This is a genomic window from Oxynema aestuarii AP17, assembly GCF_012295525.1.
GTDB classification, from domain to species: Bacteria; Cyanobacteriota; Cyanobacteriia; order Cyanobacteriales; family Laspinemataceae; genus Oxynema; species Oxynema aestuarii.
The window spans coordinates 2,892,418-2,912,103 of the sequence record NZ_CP051167.1 but is presented as its reverse complement, the minus strand read 5'-3'; the positions used below and the strand labels follow the sequence as shown (position 1 = coordinate 2,912,103).

Below are 19,686 nucleotides of genomic sequence, written 5' to 3'. Positions count from 1 at the left end.
ATGAAAGCTGTTCGTTAACAGGTTAGGGTCTGTACCGATTGTACATAGGTCGAGTCGATCGCCTTTGCACAATTAACGGTCAAAATTTGTAACGGAAAAAATCTCAACGCCTTGAGGAGGCGTCACCGACTGGCAGTAGATTTATAGATTCATGGTTTTAAGCACAGATGTTTGAGTGCCAATAGCCGTTTAGGAAGTTCGGTTCGTAAAGGATTTGGGAGAATTGGAACGCAGCACGCCATTGTTCAAAATCAGAACTGCGCGATCGCCCTCGGGGAACGATCGCCCCTGCCGTGCAGGTGGTCGTCCCGCATTCTCCTACAATTCTAATCCTTAAATCTCAAGATCCGAATGACTCGATCCGAGCGCACTAACGCCACTCGTCACAGTCCAGCCTTCCCTCCCGCTTTCCCAGATTGAGGGTCACCAGTCAAAAATCGGGCCCCTTCGTTTATTGCTGCTATTGAAATTTTTAGCATTGTTTCCGAAAGAGTGACGAACGCATACAGCATTTTCCTCTGCTCTGCAAGAGATTTAGATGCCCCTAAATCCCCCTTAAAAAAGGGGACTTTCCTCGTTCCCCCCGAAATCCCCCTTTGAAAGGGGGGCGAAGGGGGGATAGGGGGATCGGCACTGTACCGCATCAGATCGTTCGAGTTCTGTAATGGAAGGATTTTAAGTTTACCCCAAGTTTACCGCAACGCCACGATCGGTAACTGCCATCTCCAGTCCCAACTTTCCCTCGGGCGAATGGCGATCGGCTGCCCTAGCGGCCCCCTAGGGAAGCGATCGCCCGGGATCCTCCCCCGTCCCCACCGGTCATCACAGACAGTTGCACAACTGGACGAGTACCCAACCCGTGCGAGTGCGTGTCACTCCCCCGCGCCGTCTTCCCCGAAGTCGATACTCTTTATAGATTTTTAATAGCTTTGTGACCCATCAAGCTAGATTTTCTCGCTTTTGTCCTGGTAAAGTCCCCTACAGGACAGTTGCCAAACCCTAACAACGTTCTCGGGTTTTTTGCCAATCGTTCCCCAAAATAAAAACATGCCAGGAAGCATTTATCCACTACAGCAGGTCTACCCAAGATTATGAAAACTTCACTTCGTCTTAAAATTGCTGCTTTAGCAACGGCCACTCTTTCGGCGATCGCCCCCATTGCCCCCTCCGTAGCGGCAACGTTCGGACAAAGAGAAGTCCAACAAAACCGCTTTATCGCCGTCGCCCAACCCTTCATGGGCGGTAGAGCGCACAAACTCTTAGTGATCGAGCAAATCTCCGACGCGCGCTCCTGCTGGAGTGAAAGCGGCGACAACCCCACGATCGTCAATCCCCTCCTAATCAACTTCGACTTTACCGGAATTTGCGGTCGCGGCACCGACGCCAACGGCTATTCCGTCCGGGTCGGCGGTCAAGACGTAGGCATTCGCTACGCCCTGCGCGTCGTCAAACGCGGCGGCGACATACTTCTCGTCGCCGTGGACGATTTCGATCGCCAAGAAATGGTCATCGGACGCACCAATGGCACCACTACCGGCTTTGCCAAAATTCAACTGGATCCCGGTTGGCGCTTTGCCAAGCGTACCTATCAAGGTCAAACCCTCGGGCACGTCTATTTCACCAACGACCAATCCTTAACCGCCCTCGCCCAACCGATCGGATCCTCCGGAAGCAGACCGACGCCGACCCCGACGCCGACCCCGACGCCGACATACACCTTCCCCGACGTTCGCGGCGATATCTACGCCCGAGAAATCGAGGAAGCGGTCAACATGGGCTTCGTCGCCGGGTTCCGCGAAGACAATACCTTCCGTCCTCTCAATTCCGTCACCCGCGAACAACTCGTCTCCCTCGTCCTCGAAGCCCTGCAAAATATTGAGGGCGCCAATATCTCTATCCCCAGCAGTATGACGACTCGTCCCTTCTACGATGTGGAAGCCTCGCGCTGGAGTGCGGCCAAAATTCAATGGGCGAAGAACAACAATATCGTCAGTGGCTACCGCGATGGCAGTTTCCGCCCCTCCGAACCCGTCACCCGCGCCGAAATGATGGCCGTTTTACGTCGCGCGGCGGAATATGGCAAGAGTCTGCGCGGTCAGAGTTCTACTCTCGAATCGACCACTTCCACCATGCAGTTTTCGGATACGTCCGGTCACTGGGCTGATTCCCTCGTCAGTCAAATGTCGTCTTATTGCAACGTCGCTTCGGCGTATAACGAAAGTGGTAGCCGATTTTATCCGAACAATCCTGCGTTGCGTAACTACGCGGCAGCAGCGACGTTACGCATGATTAATTGTGTCAAACGTTAGGGATATTTTTGCAAAGCCTTTTACAATTTGAGCCTTTATTTCCTCCTCTGCGACTGGTCAACCGGGACGATTCGGAAACGAACGATGCGGTTGGCCAGTCTTTTAATGGCAGAGGATCGATTTTCATGGGAACTTGAGCGAGCATCGGGTCGGAGAAGACTGGATTTTTGCGGAATTTTTCTGATTGCCTAAAAATGAAAACAGTAGCGATCGCCCGACGCGATCGCTTACGATCGATTCGAGACCAATTGTTTGATTGTGCTTCCCTATGACTATTCAAAAAATTGACCGCCACCATCAATCCAATCCTTGGATCGAACAACTCAACGGGCGCGATCGCATCGAGTTGGCAGAATACGCCACCCTGATCGGATCCGCCGTCGGTTCGATTGTCGCGGGATTGTCCGGTCAGGTGTTGTTTGCGGCGACTCCTCTGACGTTGGCGATCGGTGTTAATCTGCTCAAACGCAATCGTCTTGAAGATTACATGAACGAGCAGCATCGCGCCGCGATCGCCGACATTCATCGCGTCGTCGAATCCCTGCACGCTTCTTTGGAAAAATTACCGCCAGAAGAGCGCGTCGCCGATTTAGAAGGGACGACCGTTCGCATTAGCGAAGCCCTCGTTAAAATGCAAGCAGAATTAGAAGCTCGCATTGCCAACAACGATCCGTTAAAAGCGGAAAGTTTACGGGAAGAATTGGCAATTCTCAGACGGGCGATCGTCCGCTTGCGCGACCAAACTGATGCGAATTTCAGCCAAATGCAAGCGAATTTCGATCGCGAAATTCAAGCCATCCGAGAACAAGTTTTATCCCATCCCAGCCATCCGGAAACCCTGGAAGTCGAACGGCTACAAGGAGATCTGGCAACTCTCGCCAATGGTTTAGACGATTTGCGCGATCGCGTTATTTTTTTAGAAACCCCTGCCGATTCCTTCGCTTCTCCACTCGCCGACGATCGCCTCCAAACTTTAGATCGAAAAGTCGAACGACTCGAATCGGACAATCAAGAAAAAATTAAACCTTTATTGAAACATTTAATTCGCGCAGTCAAACAAATTGATGCCGATCGCCGCTCTCATACTGGCGATCGCCATTAATTGCGTCTTCGTCGCTCGATCGGCAATGGATTATCCCAGAACTGAGTCAGTTTTGGCGAAGGTTTCGCGCGAACTTGGCCAAACCTAATCGATATGAGTCCTGCAGTTTATGGGTTGCTAGTTTCTTCATTAATTTTCCTTTAAATTTACTTTTTAAAATAAAATAAAAAACATCGGCGTGCGGGCGATCGCGAAGGCGAAAAACTCTCGCAAAAATAATTCTTCGATCGCCGCATTTCATGTTGTGAATTGCCATAAAAAAGCCCCAAGCGGGAAACCCTACAACCCCAATCGAGTCCCATCGATCGCCGCCCTTCAACTCCGATCGTTCTACGAGGCGATCGCTGCGAAAACGCCTCGAAACGTGAACGGCAAAAAGTCTCGGCGCGCGATCGCGATCGCGCGCCGAGATCGCGATACAATCGCCAAATGAGCAATCGAGACAATCGCCCCGCAATCCCGTCTTATACCTGGACTCGTCCCCTCGGCTTGGGATGGGACCAACCGTACACCGTTCGCTATGCCAGCAATCTCGACGATGGCCCGTGGCATGGAATGCCCCTCGGCGGCTTTGGCGCCGGATGCATCGGGCGATCGCCTCGTGGCGACTTCAACCTCTGGCATCTCGACGGCGGCGAACACCTGTTTCAATCCCTTCCCGCCTGTCAATTTTCCGTTTACGAAGAAAGCGCCCATCGTCGTCAAGCTTACGCCTTAGCGACCGCGCCGCCGGACGATGGCACCTTATCCGCATGGCAGTGGTATCCCGAAAGTACCCCCGCGCAATCGACGGGAACCTATCACGCCCTCTATCCGCGCAGTTGGTTTGTTTATGAGGGAGTATTTGACAGCCAGTTAACTTGCGAGCAGTTTTCGCCGATTTGGCCGGGAAAATATCAAGAATGCAGCTATCCGATCGCCGTTTTTGAATGGACCGCCCACAATCCCACCGACGAACCGATTACCCTCAGCATCTTGTTGACCTGGCAAAATACGGTCGGTTGGTTCACCAATGCGATTAAATCGCCGCAAATTAAAGTGCGAGATGATGGCAGTCCGGTTTACGACTATCGATCGCGCTGGGGAGAAAGTCAGGGCAATTTCAATCGCTACATCGAAGATTTTCACCGTGTCGGTTACGTGATGGGCGGGCCGATGGCGGGAGACGAACCCCAAGAAGGTGAGGGGGAATGGGCGATCGCCACCGTGACCAGTCCCGTAGTCGAAATCTTCCATCACGGACGCTGGAACCCCGTTGGGGACGGTAGCGACCTCTGGGAAGGTTTTGCCCGGGACGGATCCCTCGACGATTGCGCCGACGAACGGCCCGCCCGTTCCGACGAACGGATCGGGGTGGCGATCGCGGTGCGCTTTACAGTCAGACCGGGAAAAACCAGGAAAATTCCGTTTATCTTGGCGTGGGATTTGCCAATTACCGAGTTTTCTCCCGATATTTGCTACTATCGACGCTATACCGACTTTTTCGGTCGTCACGGTCGCGGCTCGTGGAGTATGGTTCGCACCGCCCTCAAGCATTACGAGATGTGGCGGGAAAACATCGTCGCTTGGCAAGAGGCGATCGGCGATCGCCCCGACTTATCCCCGGCCTTTAAAATGGCCTTATTTAACGAGTTGTACCTCCTCGCCGACGGTGGCACCCTCTGGACCGCCCAAGACGAACAGAACCCGCGCGGGCAGTTTGCCGTTCTCGAATGTATCGATTATCGCTGGTACGAAAGTTTAGACGTGCGGCTGTACGGTTCGTTCGGATTGTTGATGTTGTGGCCGGAGTTAGAAAAATCGATCCTCTTGGCATTTGCCCGGGCCATTCCCACCGCAGACGAGACCCCGCGCAAAATTGGCTACAACCAAGCCGACGCCGTTCGCAAAATTGCCGACGCGACCCCCCACGATCTCGGCGCCCCGAACGAGCATCCCTGGGTGAAAAGTAATTACACCAGTTATCAAGACTGCAATTTGTGGAAGGATTTAGCCTGCGATTTTGTCTTGCAGGTCTATCGCGATTTTCAGTTAACTGGAGCGGGTGATTTCGAGTTTTTATGGGATTGCTGGCCGTCAGTCGTGCGCGCTTTGCGGTATTTGAAACAGTTCGACCGCGACGGCGACGGCATCCCGGAAAATAGCGGCGCCCCGGATCAGACCTTTGACGATTGGCGCTTGCGCGGGATTAGTGCGTATTGTGGCGGGTTGTGGTTGGCGGCGTTGGAAGCGGCGATCGCGATTGGGGAACTATTATTGAAACATCCCTACGATCGCGGGATTTTTAGCGGCACGATTTACGAAGAGCGGCGATCGCCCCTGAGCGAACCGGACGAAATCGAGGCGGCGATCGCCACCTACCGGGAATGGTTAGGGCAAGCCCGTCCCCTCTATCGCGAAACACTCTGGAACGGCGAATATTATCGCCTCGACAGCGAAAGCGGTTCCGATGTGGTCATGGCAGACCAACTGTGCGGTCAATTTTACGCCCGCTTGCTCGGACTCGACGATCTCGTTCCCGTCGAATCGATTCGGACCACTTTAGAAACCATCTATCGCTCTTGCTTTCTCAACTTCCACGACGGCCAATTTGGCGCGGCGAACGGGGTCAGACCGGACGGGTCCGCCGTCAATCCCCAAGACACCCATCCCCTGGAAGTCTGGACCGGGATTAATTTTGGTCTGGCCGCCTTTCTGTTGCAAATGGGGATGAAAGAAGAAGCCTTTCGGTTGAGCGAAACCGTTATCGGTCAAATTTACGAGAACGGCTTGCAATTTCGCACCCCAGAAGCGATTACCGCCGTGGGAACCTTCCGTGCCAGCCATTACTTGCGGGCGATGGCGATTTGGGCGATTTATGGGGTTTTAACAGACTTCGATCGCCGTTAAAGGAGAGGGGAAGACAAGTTCTGGCCGCTCTCAACCGCCTTTAGGGGCGATCGTCGCTTGGCAAAGGCGATCGCGATCGAATTCAAGACAAAAGTTAGAGTCTCGATAGAGGTGGGTAAAATGTTCGCAGAAGCCAAATCGAGCCAGTCTGCTCGACGGCTTGCCCCTCTCAACGATTTAGGGTGGGAGCTCGAAAAAGAGCGAACCAATTTCAACCGCTCTTTTTTGGGCGAGCATCAACACTCAAATCAGAGAATCCTTATCCTCGTGCAGGTCGATCCCCTTGGCTTGAGGCACTGCAAAACATCAGCACCCCGCTCTAAAGAGACGGGGCTTCGTGCCTCTCCTTTAGTAGGGGCGTTTCGCGAAACGCCCCTACCCAGCCTAAGCCCTTCAAGGGCTACGTTATCGGTAAGCGTTAAAGCTCCTCCCTTGGGATACGGCGCCAGTCCCCTGCTCTAGAACCAAACCGTTAAACCGTCGTACGAGGGGTAAGACAGTACGGTTTGGAAAGTACCGACCGATAACATTGGCGAGGCGCTATGACGCCGTGCAAGGTAGGCGGCTCCGGCTAACAGGAGCGAGGGAAAAGTACACCTCTTTTCGCTCCCCGACGAGGGGGACGGCGGTTAAAACCGCCCGTTTCGTTTTTCCTCCCTGCGCTAAAGAAGCGACAGGGCTTCCAAACAAGAGCGAAGATTTTCCGTGAGAGCTATGCCGGGTTCGGTTCTCGGAAGAGTCTAAACACAAAAACGCACGACAGGCGATCGCACAAATCGCCGTGTCCCAAAAACCAACCCTAAAAATTTGGTTGCATCTGATAGCTATCCGATCGCATAAGAAAGTCAAATGTCACAATCCAAACGTCCGTCCATTCCACCCCCGCCACCCCCACCGGGACGTCCCAACGCCGGAAATTCCGGGGGTCGTCCTGCGGTTCCACCCCCTCCCAAACCCCCAGCGCCGGGAAACATTCCGCCACCCCCGGCAGCTCGTCAAAGCGCCCCTCCCGCGCCCCCCGCCCCACAACCGAGCGCCCCTCCCGCCTCCTCGGCGCCTAAAAGTTCTGGCGGTCCGAGTCCGGGACACCCCAAACTGCTCGACTTGGTCAAACAAGCTCACGAAGAAGGAATTTCCGACATCCACGTCGGCGTCAACGAACTGCCTCGGTTCCGCAAACGCGGCGACATTGCCGAAGCCGGATATCCGAAAACCGATCTACCTACCTTCATGAGTTGGCTGCGCGAGTGCATGTCCAACGAAGAAATTCAACAATTTCAACAAAATCTCGACTTTGACGGTGCCTTCGACTTCGGCTTCGTCCGCGTCCGGATTAGCGCCTTCGACTCCCTCGCCGGCCCGGCGATGGTTTTGCGCTTGATTGCGGCGGAGATCCTGACAATGGAACAGTTGAAACTTCCCGAAGTTTTTAAAAAGATTTGCCACTACCACAAAGGGCTCATCTTAGTCACGGGGCCGACCGGATCCGGGAAATCTACCACGATGGCGGCGATGATCGACTACATGAACAAAAATTTCCCGTATCACATCATCACCATTGAAGATCCGGTCGAATTTGTTCATAAAAGTCGAGTTTCTTTGATCAAACACCGCGAAGTCGGTCGTCATACGTTGAAATTCTTTAACGCCCTTAAAGGCGCTCTCCGACAAGACCCGGACATGATTCTCGTCGGCGAAATTCGGGACAAAGAAACTGTCGGGATTGCTATTAAAGCGGCTTCCACGGGTCACTTGGTGATGGGAACTTTGCACACGAACAGTGCTATTAAAACCCTGACCCGGATTCTCGATATGTTTTCCGCCGAAGAACAACCTGCAATCCGCACGTCAATTTCAGAAATTCTCGTCGCGATTATTGCTCAGTTGTTATGTAAAACCACCGATGGTAAACGGGCGGCTTTCCATGACATTTTGATCAATACTGATGTCATTAAAGAATATATCATGAAAGAGCAGTATGAGGATATGCATCAAATCATGTTGAAAGATACTTATGAAGGCATGATTACGATGAATCGTTCTCTCTACGAGCTCTATCAAGAAGGTCGGATTACCGAAGAAATCGCTCTCGAACAATCGCCGACCCCGAATGAAATGGCTCAAATGCTGCGCGGTCGGATTTAAAGCCGAGTGCGAGAAGCAGGCAAAAGTTCGAGGAGCAACCGAGCGGATTTTTGGTTAACTTTTGCCTGTTTTTATCTGATTGCTTTAACGTGATTTATCGATCGCGATCGCGCGATCGCCGTTAGTGTTTATCCCCATTTGGAATTGTTGAATTATCAAACTTCTCCCACTCCTCCGTTGTTTAAAGGAATTGCATTATTTACTCCAGGAGGAGATCTCGTTTACTGCATCGATCCGAGTAAAAAAACTCAGTGGCACGTTAATTTATGTGCCACCCTACAAGAATGGCTGGGTCTGGTCGAACCCCCTCATTTTTTAGTTCCTTGTTATACTGCAACTTTCGACCGATGGCTCGATCCCAATACCCAAGTTGTCAAATGTTCTGCAGTCGCTTACCCTCCGGTTTGGCGGTATCGATCGCTGTTGAATCTGATTTTTGAAACCCACGAGGTGGTTTGGTCTCAAGGATCCTGTCCGGAGGAACTGTGCGATCCGATCGTGGTGGCGAGTTATCGGGAACGATTTCCCCAACTCTGGGAAAATCACGATTTAGTCTTGCAGGTCGATTCGCCGATCGCCCGGGCGCCGGAATTCCCCGAAAGCGACCTATCGGCGATCGCCAGGACCGATCCGACCCGTCCCGAAGGAAGCGAGGGTTACGTATTGCGCTTGTTCGTGTCCGGTCGTACCACCGCCACGGAAAAAAGCTTGCACACCCTCTATCAAGTTTTAGAAGAATCCCTCGGCGTTCCCTATACCCTCAAAGTGATCGACATTCACAAACATCCAGAACAGGCAGAGTTTTCGCAAATTTCGGCGACGCCGACGTTAATTAAACTATGGCCGCTTCCAGTACGCCGGATCGTGGGAAATTTAGAAGATCCCAACACGATCGCCCGCGTACTTGGTTATTATTGAAACATTCAAATAGGTTTAACCCGGTTGCAACGACATTGAAAATTTCCAATGAAAAAGGATCGAGTCTGCACCGATCCTCAAGATACTTTCCTAATTTTGTACAATAAATGCTCGATATTTACGAGGCGATCGCCTGCCAAACGTCAAAGTGGCTTGAGGGTTTGAATCACCGTCGCCAAAACACTGTCGAGATCGGGCATCCCGCCTTCCGTCGCCGAAATCAAAGCCACGAAAACCGCTTGCGAATTTTGTCGGGCGAAAATAAAACCGCGCATCGGTTGGGTTTGATTGTTAAAGGTTAATTGTCCGGTCCAATTGGCGAGCAGTTCCTCGGGAGCAGAATCGAGCAGTTGTCCGAGTTGAAATCCTTCTCCATTCTCGAACATCTCAACGGCGATCGCCGCCAATTGAGCGCGATCGAACGGTTCTACCGTAGGTTTCTCCTGGACGACGACCGTATACGCGAGGTTGCCATCGGGGGACTCGACGAGGGGATAACCGTTGACACTGCCGATCTTGTAACCCGCGATCGTCCCGAGTTCAAAGCGTTCCTCGCGATCTCGATAAGCTTGCTCGTTCAACGGGAGCATTAATACTGGATTTTCCGGCGCGCTTTGCGGCGTTGGCGAAGCGGTCGGAGTTGGCGAGGCGGTCGGAGTTGGCGAACTCTCAGCTTCCGGTTCTTCGGTCGGAATTGGCGAGGCGGTCGGAGTTGGCGAACTCTCAGCTTCCGGTTCTTCGGTCGGAGTTGGCGAAGCGGTCGGAGTTGGCGAACTCTCAGGTTCCGGTTCCTCAGTGGGAGAAGCGGTTGGCGAGGGAGAATCCTCTACCGTCGGCGATTCCTCCGATGCGGGAGACGGGTTCGGAGTCGGGGAAGCTTCGGGGTTGTCTTCCTCTGGAGTTTCCGGGGAAGGTTCGGGAGTCGGTGACGCCTCCTCAACTGTTTCTGGAGATGGGGTAACCTCCTCGCCATTTTCTTGAGCGATGCGGGTCGCGATCGCGCCGAGATAGGGGGGGTGTACCGCTTGCGCTGCAACGAAGTGAGCGTCGGAACCGTAGGAACCGAACAGGATCGCGACCCCTGCGGCGATCGTGGCGAGGGCGATCGGCCATAGCCGTTTAAACGTCATTAATATTAACCTCCTCGGAATTGCGATCGATCGATACTGCGGTGGATTGGGCGATCGAAAAAAGTAAGGGAAGCGGGCGATCGCCCGGGTCGAAAAGCGCTATTTTCCTAAAACGGCGGCACTGTCGCCAAAATAATACACACCTGCGATGCAGCCCGTCATCAACGTGGCTAAAGTCGCGGCCCATAGAGATTTCCATCCCAAGGAACTAATATCGCTGCGTCGTTCGGGGACCAAACTTGCCAATCCGCCGACAAAGATGCCGTAAGACGGAATATGGGCAAAACCGCATAAGACATAACTGACAATGAGCATGGCGCGATCGTCGATCGCCTCATTCGCCGATAAACTCGCCAGCTTCAAATACGGCGGAATCGAGGTCTGTAAAACCCGTTGTCCGATCAATACGGAAGATTGCCACAGTTCGTTCCACTCTAAAGAAACTCCGGTTAAAAACGTCAAGGGAACGAACAGCACGCCAAAAATATTGTCGAGGGTGACGACACTAAAGACTGCGCCGAACGGACCGGGTAAACCACTCAAGCCTTGAAATAAAGAATCGAGCAGGGCGACTAAACCGATAATGGCAATAATGACCGCCGCAATCCCCACCGCCATATTGACCCCATCCAAAGCCCCGACAATCAAACTATCCATAACTCCCGGTTTTTTCTCGTTTTCGTCTGTGGGGGCCTCGGGAATGTGACCGAGGGTGACGGGTTGTTCTTTTTCCGGGACTAAGATTTTGGCAATCACGAAACAGGCGGGAATGGTCAGCAAGGACGCGGACATCAGGTGACCTGTAATCGTGGGAAAGGTGGGACGTAGCAATCCCGCATATAGTCCGAGAACGGTAGAGGCGATCGAACCGAAACAACTGGCGAGAATGGCGCACAGTTCGCTGCGGGTCATTTCGGCGAGAAAGGGTTTGACGGCGATCGCCGATTCGATCCCGACGAAAATATTCGCCGATCCGGAAAGGGCTTCGGCGCCGCTAATTCCCAAGATCCGGCGAAAGACAATCGCAAAGACTTTAACGATCGGTTGAATAATATTGAGGCGATAGAGTAGGGCGACGATCGCCGAAAAGAAGATGACTTGAGGTAAGGCTCTAAAGGCGAAAATATAGCCCACGTCGAGGAAGTTGACCCCGAGGCGATCGCCGGGAACGGGAACGTAAGGTTGACCGACGGCGCGCACGATCCAACGGCCCGCATCCCCCGGTCCGGGGCTCAACAGGCGATCGGGAACCATCAACGGGCCGAACAGAAAGCGCGCCCCGGCTTCGCTAGCGTCGATCAGGGCGTTGAGGGCGTCGTTGAGGGTGGCAATAAAATCTCGTCCTTGGGGAAGGGTGAAGACAAATAATCCGATCGCCAGTTGCAGTCCGACTCCCCAAAAAATGACTTTCCAAGGGACGCTGCGGCGATCTTCCGAACCCAACCAGGCAATAAAGCACAGGCCGAATATTCCTAAAAAAGAAATTAAATTTAAAGTAAGGTTCATGGGATGGCTATTTCCCTCAATTTAAGTCAAATCGTCTCGAATACGCGGATTCAATCAAAACAGTAACCGATAATCGATCGCGTTTCTGGCACGGCGATCGCAATCTAAACTTTAAACTTATAGAAAATTGAGGCGATCGGTGACAATTGAGTGAATTCTCGCCCTTGCTGCCGTTTTCCAGCCCAAAGATTTTGGAGGGGCGGCGATCGCCTTTAAGTTCACTCCTCTTCTAGGGATACAGCACTCGGGCGTCTGATGAGGTACAGTGCCAGATCCCCCTATCCCCCCAACCCCCCTTTGAAAGGGGGGCGAAGGGGGGATTTCGGGGGGAACGAGGAAAGTAGGAGTTTGGTAACCAAACCCCTACCTGGCGAGGGGGATTTAGGGGGATCTAAATGTCTTGCATAGCAGAGGAAAATACTATAGATTCAACCCCTCACGAGTTAAGACGGATCCCTCGCTTCAACCTCCTTCGCCGTCTCGACACTTTCTTCCTCCGAGGTCGCCGTTTCGGGTTCAGCCGTTTGACTCGATTCGACCCCTTGCGATTCGGGTTGTGCTACTTGTGCGTCAACCGTTCCGGATTCGACAGGCTCGACATCGGGCGCACTCGGCTCGCTTGGCTCGGTTTCGGCTGTTTCCGCCTCAGTTATCTCCGGTTCGGAGGTGTTCTCGGTTGCTGCTTCTTGAGCGGTTTCGCTTTCGACCTGGATCGGTGATTCCGTCTCCTGTTCTACCGGGGGAATGGTCGTCGTTTCTGGGATGTCTGGTTCTGAAACTGCAGGTGCCGATTCTACCGTTGGTGGAGAACTCGGTTCTACGGACGGAACGGGAGTCGCAGGACGACGGAAGCGATCGAAAAAGTGTTGAAAGCGTGAAGTAATGGACTCTTTACTGTCCGAGGACGTCACTTCCGGCTCGATTTCGGATTCGGTTCGGTTTTCGGGCGCGATCGGGGTGTCGGGGGGTTCTGTAGTTTCTGTTTGCGTTTCTACAGCTTCGGTTTCCGCTTCATCGATCTCGGGTTGTGGTTCTGTAATGGGTTCGGCGGGTTCGGCGGGTTCGGGAGTTTCTGGAACTAATGTCGGTTCCGCCGTCGGTTCGCTGGCGGGACTGGGTTCGACGGCTTCGGGAATGGGGATCGGTTCGCTTTCAGGAACGACTTCTACGGGCATTTCTTCCGGTTTGGGAAGGGGGAGAAGAGGTTCTTTTTTCTTGGATTGGGGTTGGGGAATGGGGGTCGCTTTGGGTTCGGGCGGGTTGTAGGTCGGATCGACAATCGCGATCGCCTCTTGTGCGGACAGATCGCCGCGTATCAGTCGCGAAAGGGGATCTTTACCGCGCGGTTGGTAGGCGATCGCCCTTACGGTGTTATTGAAGGGATTATCGACGGGGTTACCTGTTTCGTCGAGAAATTCCAGTTGCACCCAGTTTTGTCCCGGTTTAAATCCTTTGAGATACAGGGGATCCCAGCGATCGACGGTGAAACTTTCCCCGTTGACGGTCACCCGAATCCGCCAATCGGCGATCTCGTCGTCGGGCTGTTCCCGGGCGACCCAATGTAAGGGAGCATTAGTTAGGTAAAAGTCTACGAGAATCGGTTCGGCGCCGTAGCTTCCTCGGGGGGTGTTGTAAGTGAGTAGGGGTAAGTCGGGTTTGGGAGAATGTTCTTGGGTTTTGGCGAACAGGTGGAAGGTGGTTTGCGCGTAGGCGCCTTCATTTTTAAAGCTTTCTTCCCAGGGTCGCACTGCAAAGACGCGCAAGGTGTGGGTTCCCGGGGTGAGGTCTTTTAAGATGAGGGGTTCGTCGGGGTTGTAGACCTGGGTGTAGGTTTGGTTGTCGAGAATGACGTTTAAGTGGGGACCGAGATCGAGGTCGGCATTTTTGAACAGGGGTAAATCGCGTACCTGCAATTTGACCGGAACCGTGGTCGTTTCGAGGATTTGTTCCGGTTGGGGGGACAAGATCTCGACTTGGGGTTGGTAGCGGTCGAGAACTTGTCGCAGTTTTTGGAGTTCTGTTGGGGGCGAAACTTCGCTGACCCTCGGGGTTGACGGGAGGGTGATGGTTTGCGCTTCGTCAGGAAGGGTGGGGGTTTCGAGGCGATCTCCGCACCCGAACAGACCCAAGATTAATACGAAGACCAATCCGCACTTGAGCAGCGCTCTCAACCGGAGCGATCGCCAATTCATACCAAACACTGAGTAATACTCCTAAGTAATCTAACGATTAAAATCTCCAAGCAGATTCCATAAGAAAAGTCTATGCACGGCTGACGGCACGACGGCGCGCTCTCGGCGATCGCGTGCCGTTGCACAACTATATTCCCAGGTCTTGGGTTTTTAGAAAAATACAACCGACTCTAAGCCAGAGGGGCTAACTCTCACCACCCCCTGAGTTGCGTTCGAGTATTAGTCGGACTAATGATTAAGATGTATTAAGTTATGGATCTAACCCTTGACTTTTGACAAGGAATTTGAAGGTTAAAGGTAACGGAATATCAAAGGTTTAAGAATTTGAATTATTGTTAAGTGCACCTGAAATTTAGTGGAAGGTAGCCCTATAATGCACCAACAGAAGCCCACCGAAGAAGTGCTTCCCCTGTGAAGAGTGCGGATTGGTGGGCATTCCAGCAAAGGTTCTGTCTTGACAGCCAGCTTGGAGGCGGCTTAACAAACCGCCAAATTTACGTAATCCTACGGAGAGAACATGGGTCTCGAAGAGGATAAAAAGCCTGTAGGTCTCTAAGATCTGCAACAAAAGGTAAAGAAAGAGCTGGCTGAGATCCCGAGCGATGTTGTGCGGGCGATCGCACCCAGTCCACGAACGAAGTCAATCTCCGAGATTGGCCGAGCGAGAGTGGGCGGTCCGGCGATCGAATCGCACGACCCCCAGCCGGGAGCGAAGCAAATCTTTGCACCTCACTCACCCGCCTTCGGGTGAATTCGTAAACTACAGTTACTTGACTTGTCTAGAGAGAGGAGAGTCTCGATGACGATCAGTCCTCCCGAGCGAGAGGCAAAAGTCAAAGTGACAGTCGAAAACGATCCCGTACCGACTTCCTTCGAGAAGTGGTCCAAACCCGGGCATTTCGACCGTTCCTTGTCTCGCGGTCCCAAAACCACCACTTGGATTTGGAACCTGCACGCCAACGCTCACGATTTTGATAGCCATACCAGCGATTTAGAAGACGTATCGCGCAAGATCTTTAGCGCGCACTTCGGTCACCTGGCCGTCATCTTCATTTGGTTGAGCGGCGCCTATTTCCACGGTGCCAAGTTCTCCAACTATGAAGCATGGCTTGGCGATCCCACCGGGATCAAACCGAGCGCCCAGGTTGTCTGGCCGATTTTCGGTCAAGAAATTTTAAACGCCGATGTTGGCGGTGGATTTCACGGTATTCAAATAACTTCCGGGCTGTTCCAGCTCTGGCGGGCTTCCGGCATTACCAACGAGTTCCAACTCTACTGCACCGCCATCGGTGCGTTGGTCATGGCGGGTTTGATGCTGTTCGCCGGGTGGTTCCACTATCACAAACGCGCTCCCAAACTGGAATGGTTCCAGAACGTGGAGTCGATGATGAACCACCACCTCGCCGGACTGTTGGGACTCGGGTCCCTGGGTTGGGCCGGACACCAAATCCACGTTTCCCTGCCGATCAACAATCTCTTGGATCGAGGCGTCGCGGCGAAGGATATTCCCTTACCGCACGAATTCATCCTCAATCCGAGCTTGATGACCGATTTGTATCCCGGTGTGGAATGGGGATTCTTTAAAGGTGTCATGCCCTTCTTCACCTTGAACTGGGGAGCCTACTCGGACTTCCTAACCTTCAAAGGTGGATTAAACCCGGTCACGGGCGGTCTCTGGCTGTCGGATACGGCGCACCATCACGTGGCGATCGCCGTTCTGTTCATCATTGCCGGACACATGTACCGGACCAACTGGGGCATCGGCCACAGCATGAAAGAGATGCTCGAAGCCCACAAAGGTCCGTTCACCGGACAAGGCCACAAAGGTCTCTACGAAATCCTGACCACCTCCTGGCACGCTCAGCTCGCCATCAACTTAGCCTTGATGGGTTCCTTGAGCATCATCGTGGCTCACCACATGTACTCGATGCCTCCGTATCCGTACATTGCCACCGACTATCCCACGCAACTGTCTTTGTTCACGCACCACGTGTGGATTGGCGGTTTCCTGATCGTCGGGGCGGGTGCCCACGCTGCCATCTTCATGGTTCGCGATTACGATCCGGCTAAAAACGTCGATAACCTGCTCGACCGGGTTATCCGTCACCGGGATGCCATCATCTCTCACCTGAACTGGGTCTGTCTGTTCTTGGGCTTCCACAGCTTCGGCTTGTACGTCCATAACGACACCATGCGCGCTTTCGGTCGTCCTCAAGACATGTTCTCGGACACCGGAATCCAACTGCAGCCCATCTTCGCGCAATGGGTGCAAAACCTGCACGCCTTAGCGCCGGGCAACACCGCTCCTAATGCGGTAGAAGCTGCCAGCTATGCCTTTGGTGGCGACGTCGTCGCCGTTGGCGGCAAAGTGGCCATGATGCCGATTACCCTCGGGACGGCAGATTTCTTGGTCCACCACATTCATGCCTTCACCATTCACGTTACCGTTCTCATCCTGCTCAAGGGTGTGCTGTTTGCCCGCAACTCTCGTCTGATTCCCGACAAGAGCGAACTGGGCTTCCGCTTCCCTTGCGACGGCCCCGGACGCGGCGGCACCTGCCAAGTTTCCGGTTGGGACCACGTATTCTTAGGTCTGTTTTGGATGTACAACTCCCTGTCGATCGTGATTTTCCACTTTAGCTGGAAGATGCAATCCGACGTATGGGGTACCGTTGCTCCGGACGGCACTGTTTCTCACATTACCGGTGGAAACTTCGCCCAAAGTGCGATCACCATCAACGGCTGGTTGCGTGACTTCCTGTGGGCGCAAGCCTCTCAGGTCATCCAATCCTACGGTTCGGCACTGTCTGCTTACGGTCTGATGTTCTTGGCCGCGCACTTTGTCTGGGCCTTCAGCCTCATGTTCCTGTTCAGTGGCCGTGGCTACTGGCAAGAACTGATCGAGTCTATTGTCTGGGCGCACAACAAGCTTAAAGTGGCTCCTGCCATTCAGCCTCGCGCTCTGAGCATCATCCAAGGACGTGCTGTTGGTGTCGCTCACTACCTCCTCGGAGGAATCGTGACGACCTGGGCATTCTTCCTGGCTCGGATCATTTCAGTGTCGGGATAGAGCGAGGAGGATAGATAACGACTTATGGCAACTAAATTTCCAAAATTTAGCCAGGACCTCGCAGCCGATCCGACAACTCGTCGGCTTTGGTACGGAATCGCCACGGCCCACGACTTTGAAAGCCACGATGGCATGACCGAAGAAAATCTATACCAAAAGATTTTCGCGAGTCACTTCGGCCACCTGGCAATCATCTTCCTGTGGACCAGTGGCAACCTCTTCCACGTCGCCTGGCAAGGAAACTTCGAGCAGTGGGTCAAAGACCCGCTCAACGTGCGACCGATCGCCCACGCGATCTGGGATCCGCAATTCGGGCAGCCCGCCGTAGACGCCTTCACCCAAGCGGGAGCAAGCAACCCAGTAGACATCGCCTACTCCGGCGTTTACCACTGGTGGTACACGATCGGCATGAGAAGCAACGGCGACCTGTACCAAGGTGCCATCTTCCTGATGGTCCTCGCCGCCGTCATGCTGTTCGCCGGGTGGTTGCACCTACAGCCGAAATACCGCCCCTCCCTGTCGTGGTTCAAAAACGCCGAATCGCGGCTGAACCACCACCTGGCGGGACTCTTCGGCGTCTCCTCCCTCGCCTGGGCCGGACACCTGATCCACGTCGCCATCCCCGAAGCGCGCGGGCAACACGTCGGGTGGGATAACTTCCTCTCCGTCAAACCGCACCCCGCCGGATTGGCCCCCTTCTTCACCGGGAACTGGGGCGTGTACGCCCAAAACCCGGACACCGCCGAACACCTCTTCGGCACCAGCCAAGGCGCCGGAAGTGCGATCCTGACCTTCCTCGGCGGCTTCCATCCCCAAACCGAAGCCCTGTGGCTGACCGACATCGCCCACCACCATCTGGCGATCGCCGTCTTGTTCATCATCGCCGGACACATGTACCGGACGAACTTCGGCATCGGTCACAGCATGAAAGAAATCATGGACGCCCACAATCCCCCAGAAGGCACCCCCTTCGGCGGACTGCTCGGCGCCGGACACAAAGGGATGTACGACACGTACAACAACTCGTTGCACTTCCAACTCGGATGGCACCTCGCCTGTCTCGGGGTGATCACCTCCCTGGTGGCGCAACACATGTACTCCCTGCCCAGCTACGCCTTCATCGCCAAAGACTTCACCACCCAAGCCGCCCTGTACACCCATCACCAGTACATCGCCGGATTCTTGATGGTAGGAGCCTTTGCCCACGGGGCAATCTTCCTCGTGCGCGACTACGACCCGGAAGCCAACAAGAACAACGTCTTGTACCGGGTTTTAGAACACAAAGAAGCGATTATCTCGCACCTGAGCTGGGTATCCCTGTTCCTCGGGTTCCACACCCTCGGCTTGTACGTCCACAACGACGTCGTCGTGGCCTTCGGCACCCCGGAAAAACAAATCCTGATCGAGCCCGTGTTTGCCCAATGGATTCAAGCAGTCCACGGGAAAGCCCTCTACGGCTTCGATACCCTGCTGTCGAACCCCGACAGCATCGCGAGTACCGCCTGGCCGAACTACGGCAACGTCTGGTTACCGGGCTGGTTGGAAGCGATCAACTCCAACAGCAACTCGCTGTTCCTGACCATCGGACCGGGAGACTTCCTGGTACACCACGCGATCGCCTTGGGTCTGCACACCACGACCCTGATCTTGGTCAAAGGCGCCCTCGACGCCCGAGGTTCCAAGCTGATGCCGGACAAAAAAGACTTCGGCTACAGCTTCCCTTGCGACGGCCCCGGACGGGGAGGCACCTGCGACATCAGCGCCTGGGATGCGTTCTATCTGGCGATGTTCTGGATGCTCAACACCCTGGGCTGGTTGACCTTCTACTGGCACTGGAAACACCTGTGCATCTGGCAAGGCAACGTGGCGCAATTCAACCAGTCTTCGACCTATTTGATGGGCTGGTTCCGCGATTACCTGTGGCTGAACTCGTCGCAGTTGATCAACGGTTACAACCCGTTTGGAGTCAATAACCTGTCGGTATGGGCGTGGATGTTCCTGTTCGGACACTTAGTCTGGGCAACGGGCTTCATGTTCCTGATTAGCTGGCGCGGTTACTGGCAAGAACTGATCGAAACTTTGGTCTGGGCGCACGAACGGACGCCGTTGGCGAACTTGGTGCGCTGGAAAGACAAACCCGTGGCGATGAGCATCGTTCAAGGGCGCTTGGTGGGTCTGGCTCACTTCACCGTGGGTTACGTCCTTACTTACGCGGCGTTCTTGATTGCTTCGACCTCCGGGAAGTTCGGTTAACCCTTTCGGGTTTTAACTGAATCCTTGAAAACCCCCTGCCCGTTTGGGTGGGGGGTTTTTTTGATTTTAGATAATGAGTGGATTGAGACGATCGAATTCACAGGGAATGCTCGTTATCGATTCATTTCACAACTCAGATAGGATTGGGGAGTGAAGTTAAAATTGGATCGAT

The 19,686-nt window shown here is 53.8% G+C and carries 11 protein-coding genes; 7 read left to right on the top strand and 4 right to left on the bottom strand.

Features of this window, described 5'->3' with window-relative positions; genetic code table 11:
• Positions 1 to 1,091 precede the first annotated feature (1,091 nt).
• Positions 1,092 to 2,309, top strand: coding sequence for a DUF3747 domain-containing protein (locus HCG48_RS11915; protein ID WP_168569351.1), 1,218 nt, complete (start codon positions 1,092 to 1,094; stop codon positions 2,307 to 2,309).
• A 268-nt stretch (positions 2,310 to 2,577) separates the two neighbouring features.
• The gene (locus HCG48_RS11910) at positions 2,578 to 3,411 is read left to right on the top strand and encodes a hypothetical protein (RefSeq protein ID WP_168569350.1); all 834 of its coding nucleotides are present in this window, start codon (positions 2,578 to 2,580) and stop codon (positions 3,409 to 3,411) included.
• A gap of 146 nt (positions 3,412 to 3,557) precedes the next feature.
• On the opposite strand, the gene HCG48_RS25455 is transcribed toward HCG48_RS11910, so the two are convergent.
• Positions 3,558 to 3,848: a hypothetical protein gene (locus HCG48_RS25455; protein ID WP_210437222.1), complete on the bottom strand. Its 291-nt coding sequence runs from the start codon at positions 3,846 to 3,848 to the stop codon at positions 3,558 to 3,560.
• On the opposite strand from HCG48_RS25455, the gene HCG48_RS11905 reads away from it, so the two are divergent.
• From HCG48_RS11905 to HCG48_RS11895, 3 genes are all read left to right on the top strand, one after another.
• Positions 3,841 to 6,300, top strand: a complete 2,460-nt coding sequence (locus HCG48_RS11905; RefSeq protein ID WP_168569349.1) for a GH116 family glycosyl hydrolase — start codon at positions 3,841 to 3,843, stop codon at positions 6,298 to 6,300. The genes HCG48_RS25455 and HCG48_RS11905 overlap by 8 nt on opposite strands.
• A gap of 849 nt (positions 6,301 to 7,149) precedes the next feature.
• Positions 7,150 to 8,445 carry a type IV pilus twitching motility protein PilT gene (locus tag HCG48_RS11900; RefSeq protein ID WP_168569348.1) on the top strand — a complete coding sequence of 432 codons (1,296 nt, stop codon included), beginning with the start codon at positions 7,150 to 7,152 and terminating at the stop codon, positions 8,443 to 8,445.
• A gap of 147 nt (positions 8,446 to 8,592) precedes the next feature.
• Positions 8,593 to 9,363, top strand: a complete 771-nt coding sequence (locus HCG48_RS11895; RefSeq protein ID WP_168569347.1) for a circadian clock KaiB family protein — start codon at positions 8,593 to 8,595, stop codon at positions 9,361 to 9,363.
• Between the two features lie 143 nt (positions 9,364 to 9,506).
• On the opposite strand, the gene HCG48_RS11890 is transcribed toward HCG48_RS11895, so the two are convergent.
• The 3 genes from HCG48_RS11890 to HCG48_RS11880 all read right to left on the bottom strand — a co-directional run bounded on the left by HCG48_RS11890 (position 9,507) and on the right by HCG48_RS11880 (position 14,191).
• Positions 9,507 to 10,493, bottom strand: a complete 987-nt coding sequence (locus HCG48_RS11890) for an ICP22 family protein (protein WP_168569346.1) — start codon at positions 10,491 to 10,493, stop codon at positions 9,507 to 9,509.
• Positions 10,494 to 10,592: 99 nt separating this feature from the next.
• On the bottom strand, positions 10,593 to 11,999 hold the full coding sequence (locus HCG48_RS11885) for a NupC/NupG family nucleoside CNT transporter (RefSeq protein ID WP_168569345.1): 1,407 nt from the start codon (positions 11,997 to 11,999) through the stop codon (positions 10,593 to 10,595).
• A gap of 443 nt (positions 12,000 to 12,442) precedes the next feature.
• Entirely contained in the window at positions 12,443 to 14,191 is a 1,749-nt protein-coding gene (locus tag HCG48_RS11880) for a hypothetical protein (RefSeq protein WP_375339340.1), read from the bottom strand.
• Positions 14,192 to 14,990: 799 nt separating this feature from the next.
• Between HCG48_RS11880 and psaA the strand changes: the two genes are divergently transcribed.
• Together psaA and psaB are read left to right on the top strand one after the other, a co-directional pair.
• Positions 14,991 to 17,261, top strand: coding sequence for a photosystem I core protein PsaA (gene psaA, locus HCG48_RS11875; protein WP_168569344.1), 2,271 nt, complete (start codon positions 14,991 to 14,993; stop codon positions 17,259 to 17,261).
• A 24-nt stretch (positions 17,262 to 17,285) separates the two neighbouring features.
• Complete coding sequence (gene psaB, locus HCG48_RS11870) at positions 17,286 to 19,514, top strand: photosystem I core protein PsaB (RefSeq protein ID WP_168567803.1); 2,229 nt, start codon at positions 17,286 to 17,288, stop codon at positions 19,512 to 19,514.
• Positions 19,515 to 19,686 lie beyond the last annotated feature (172 nt).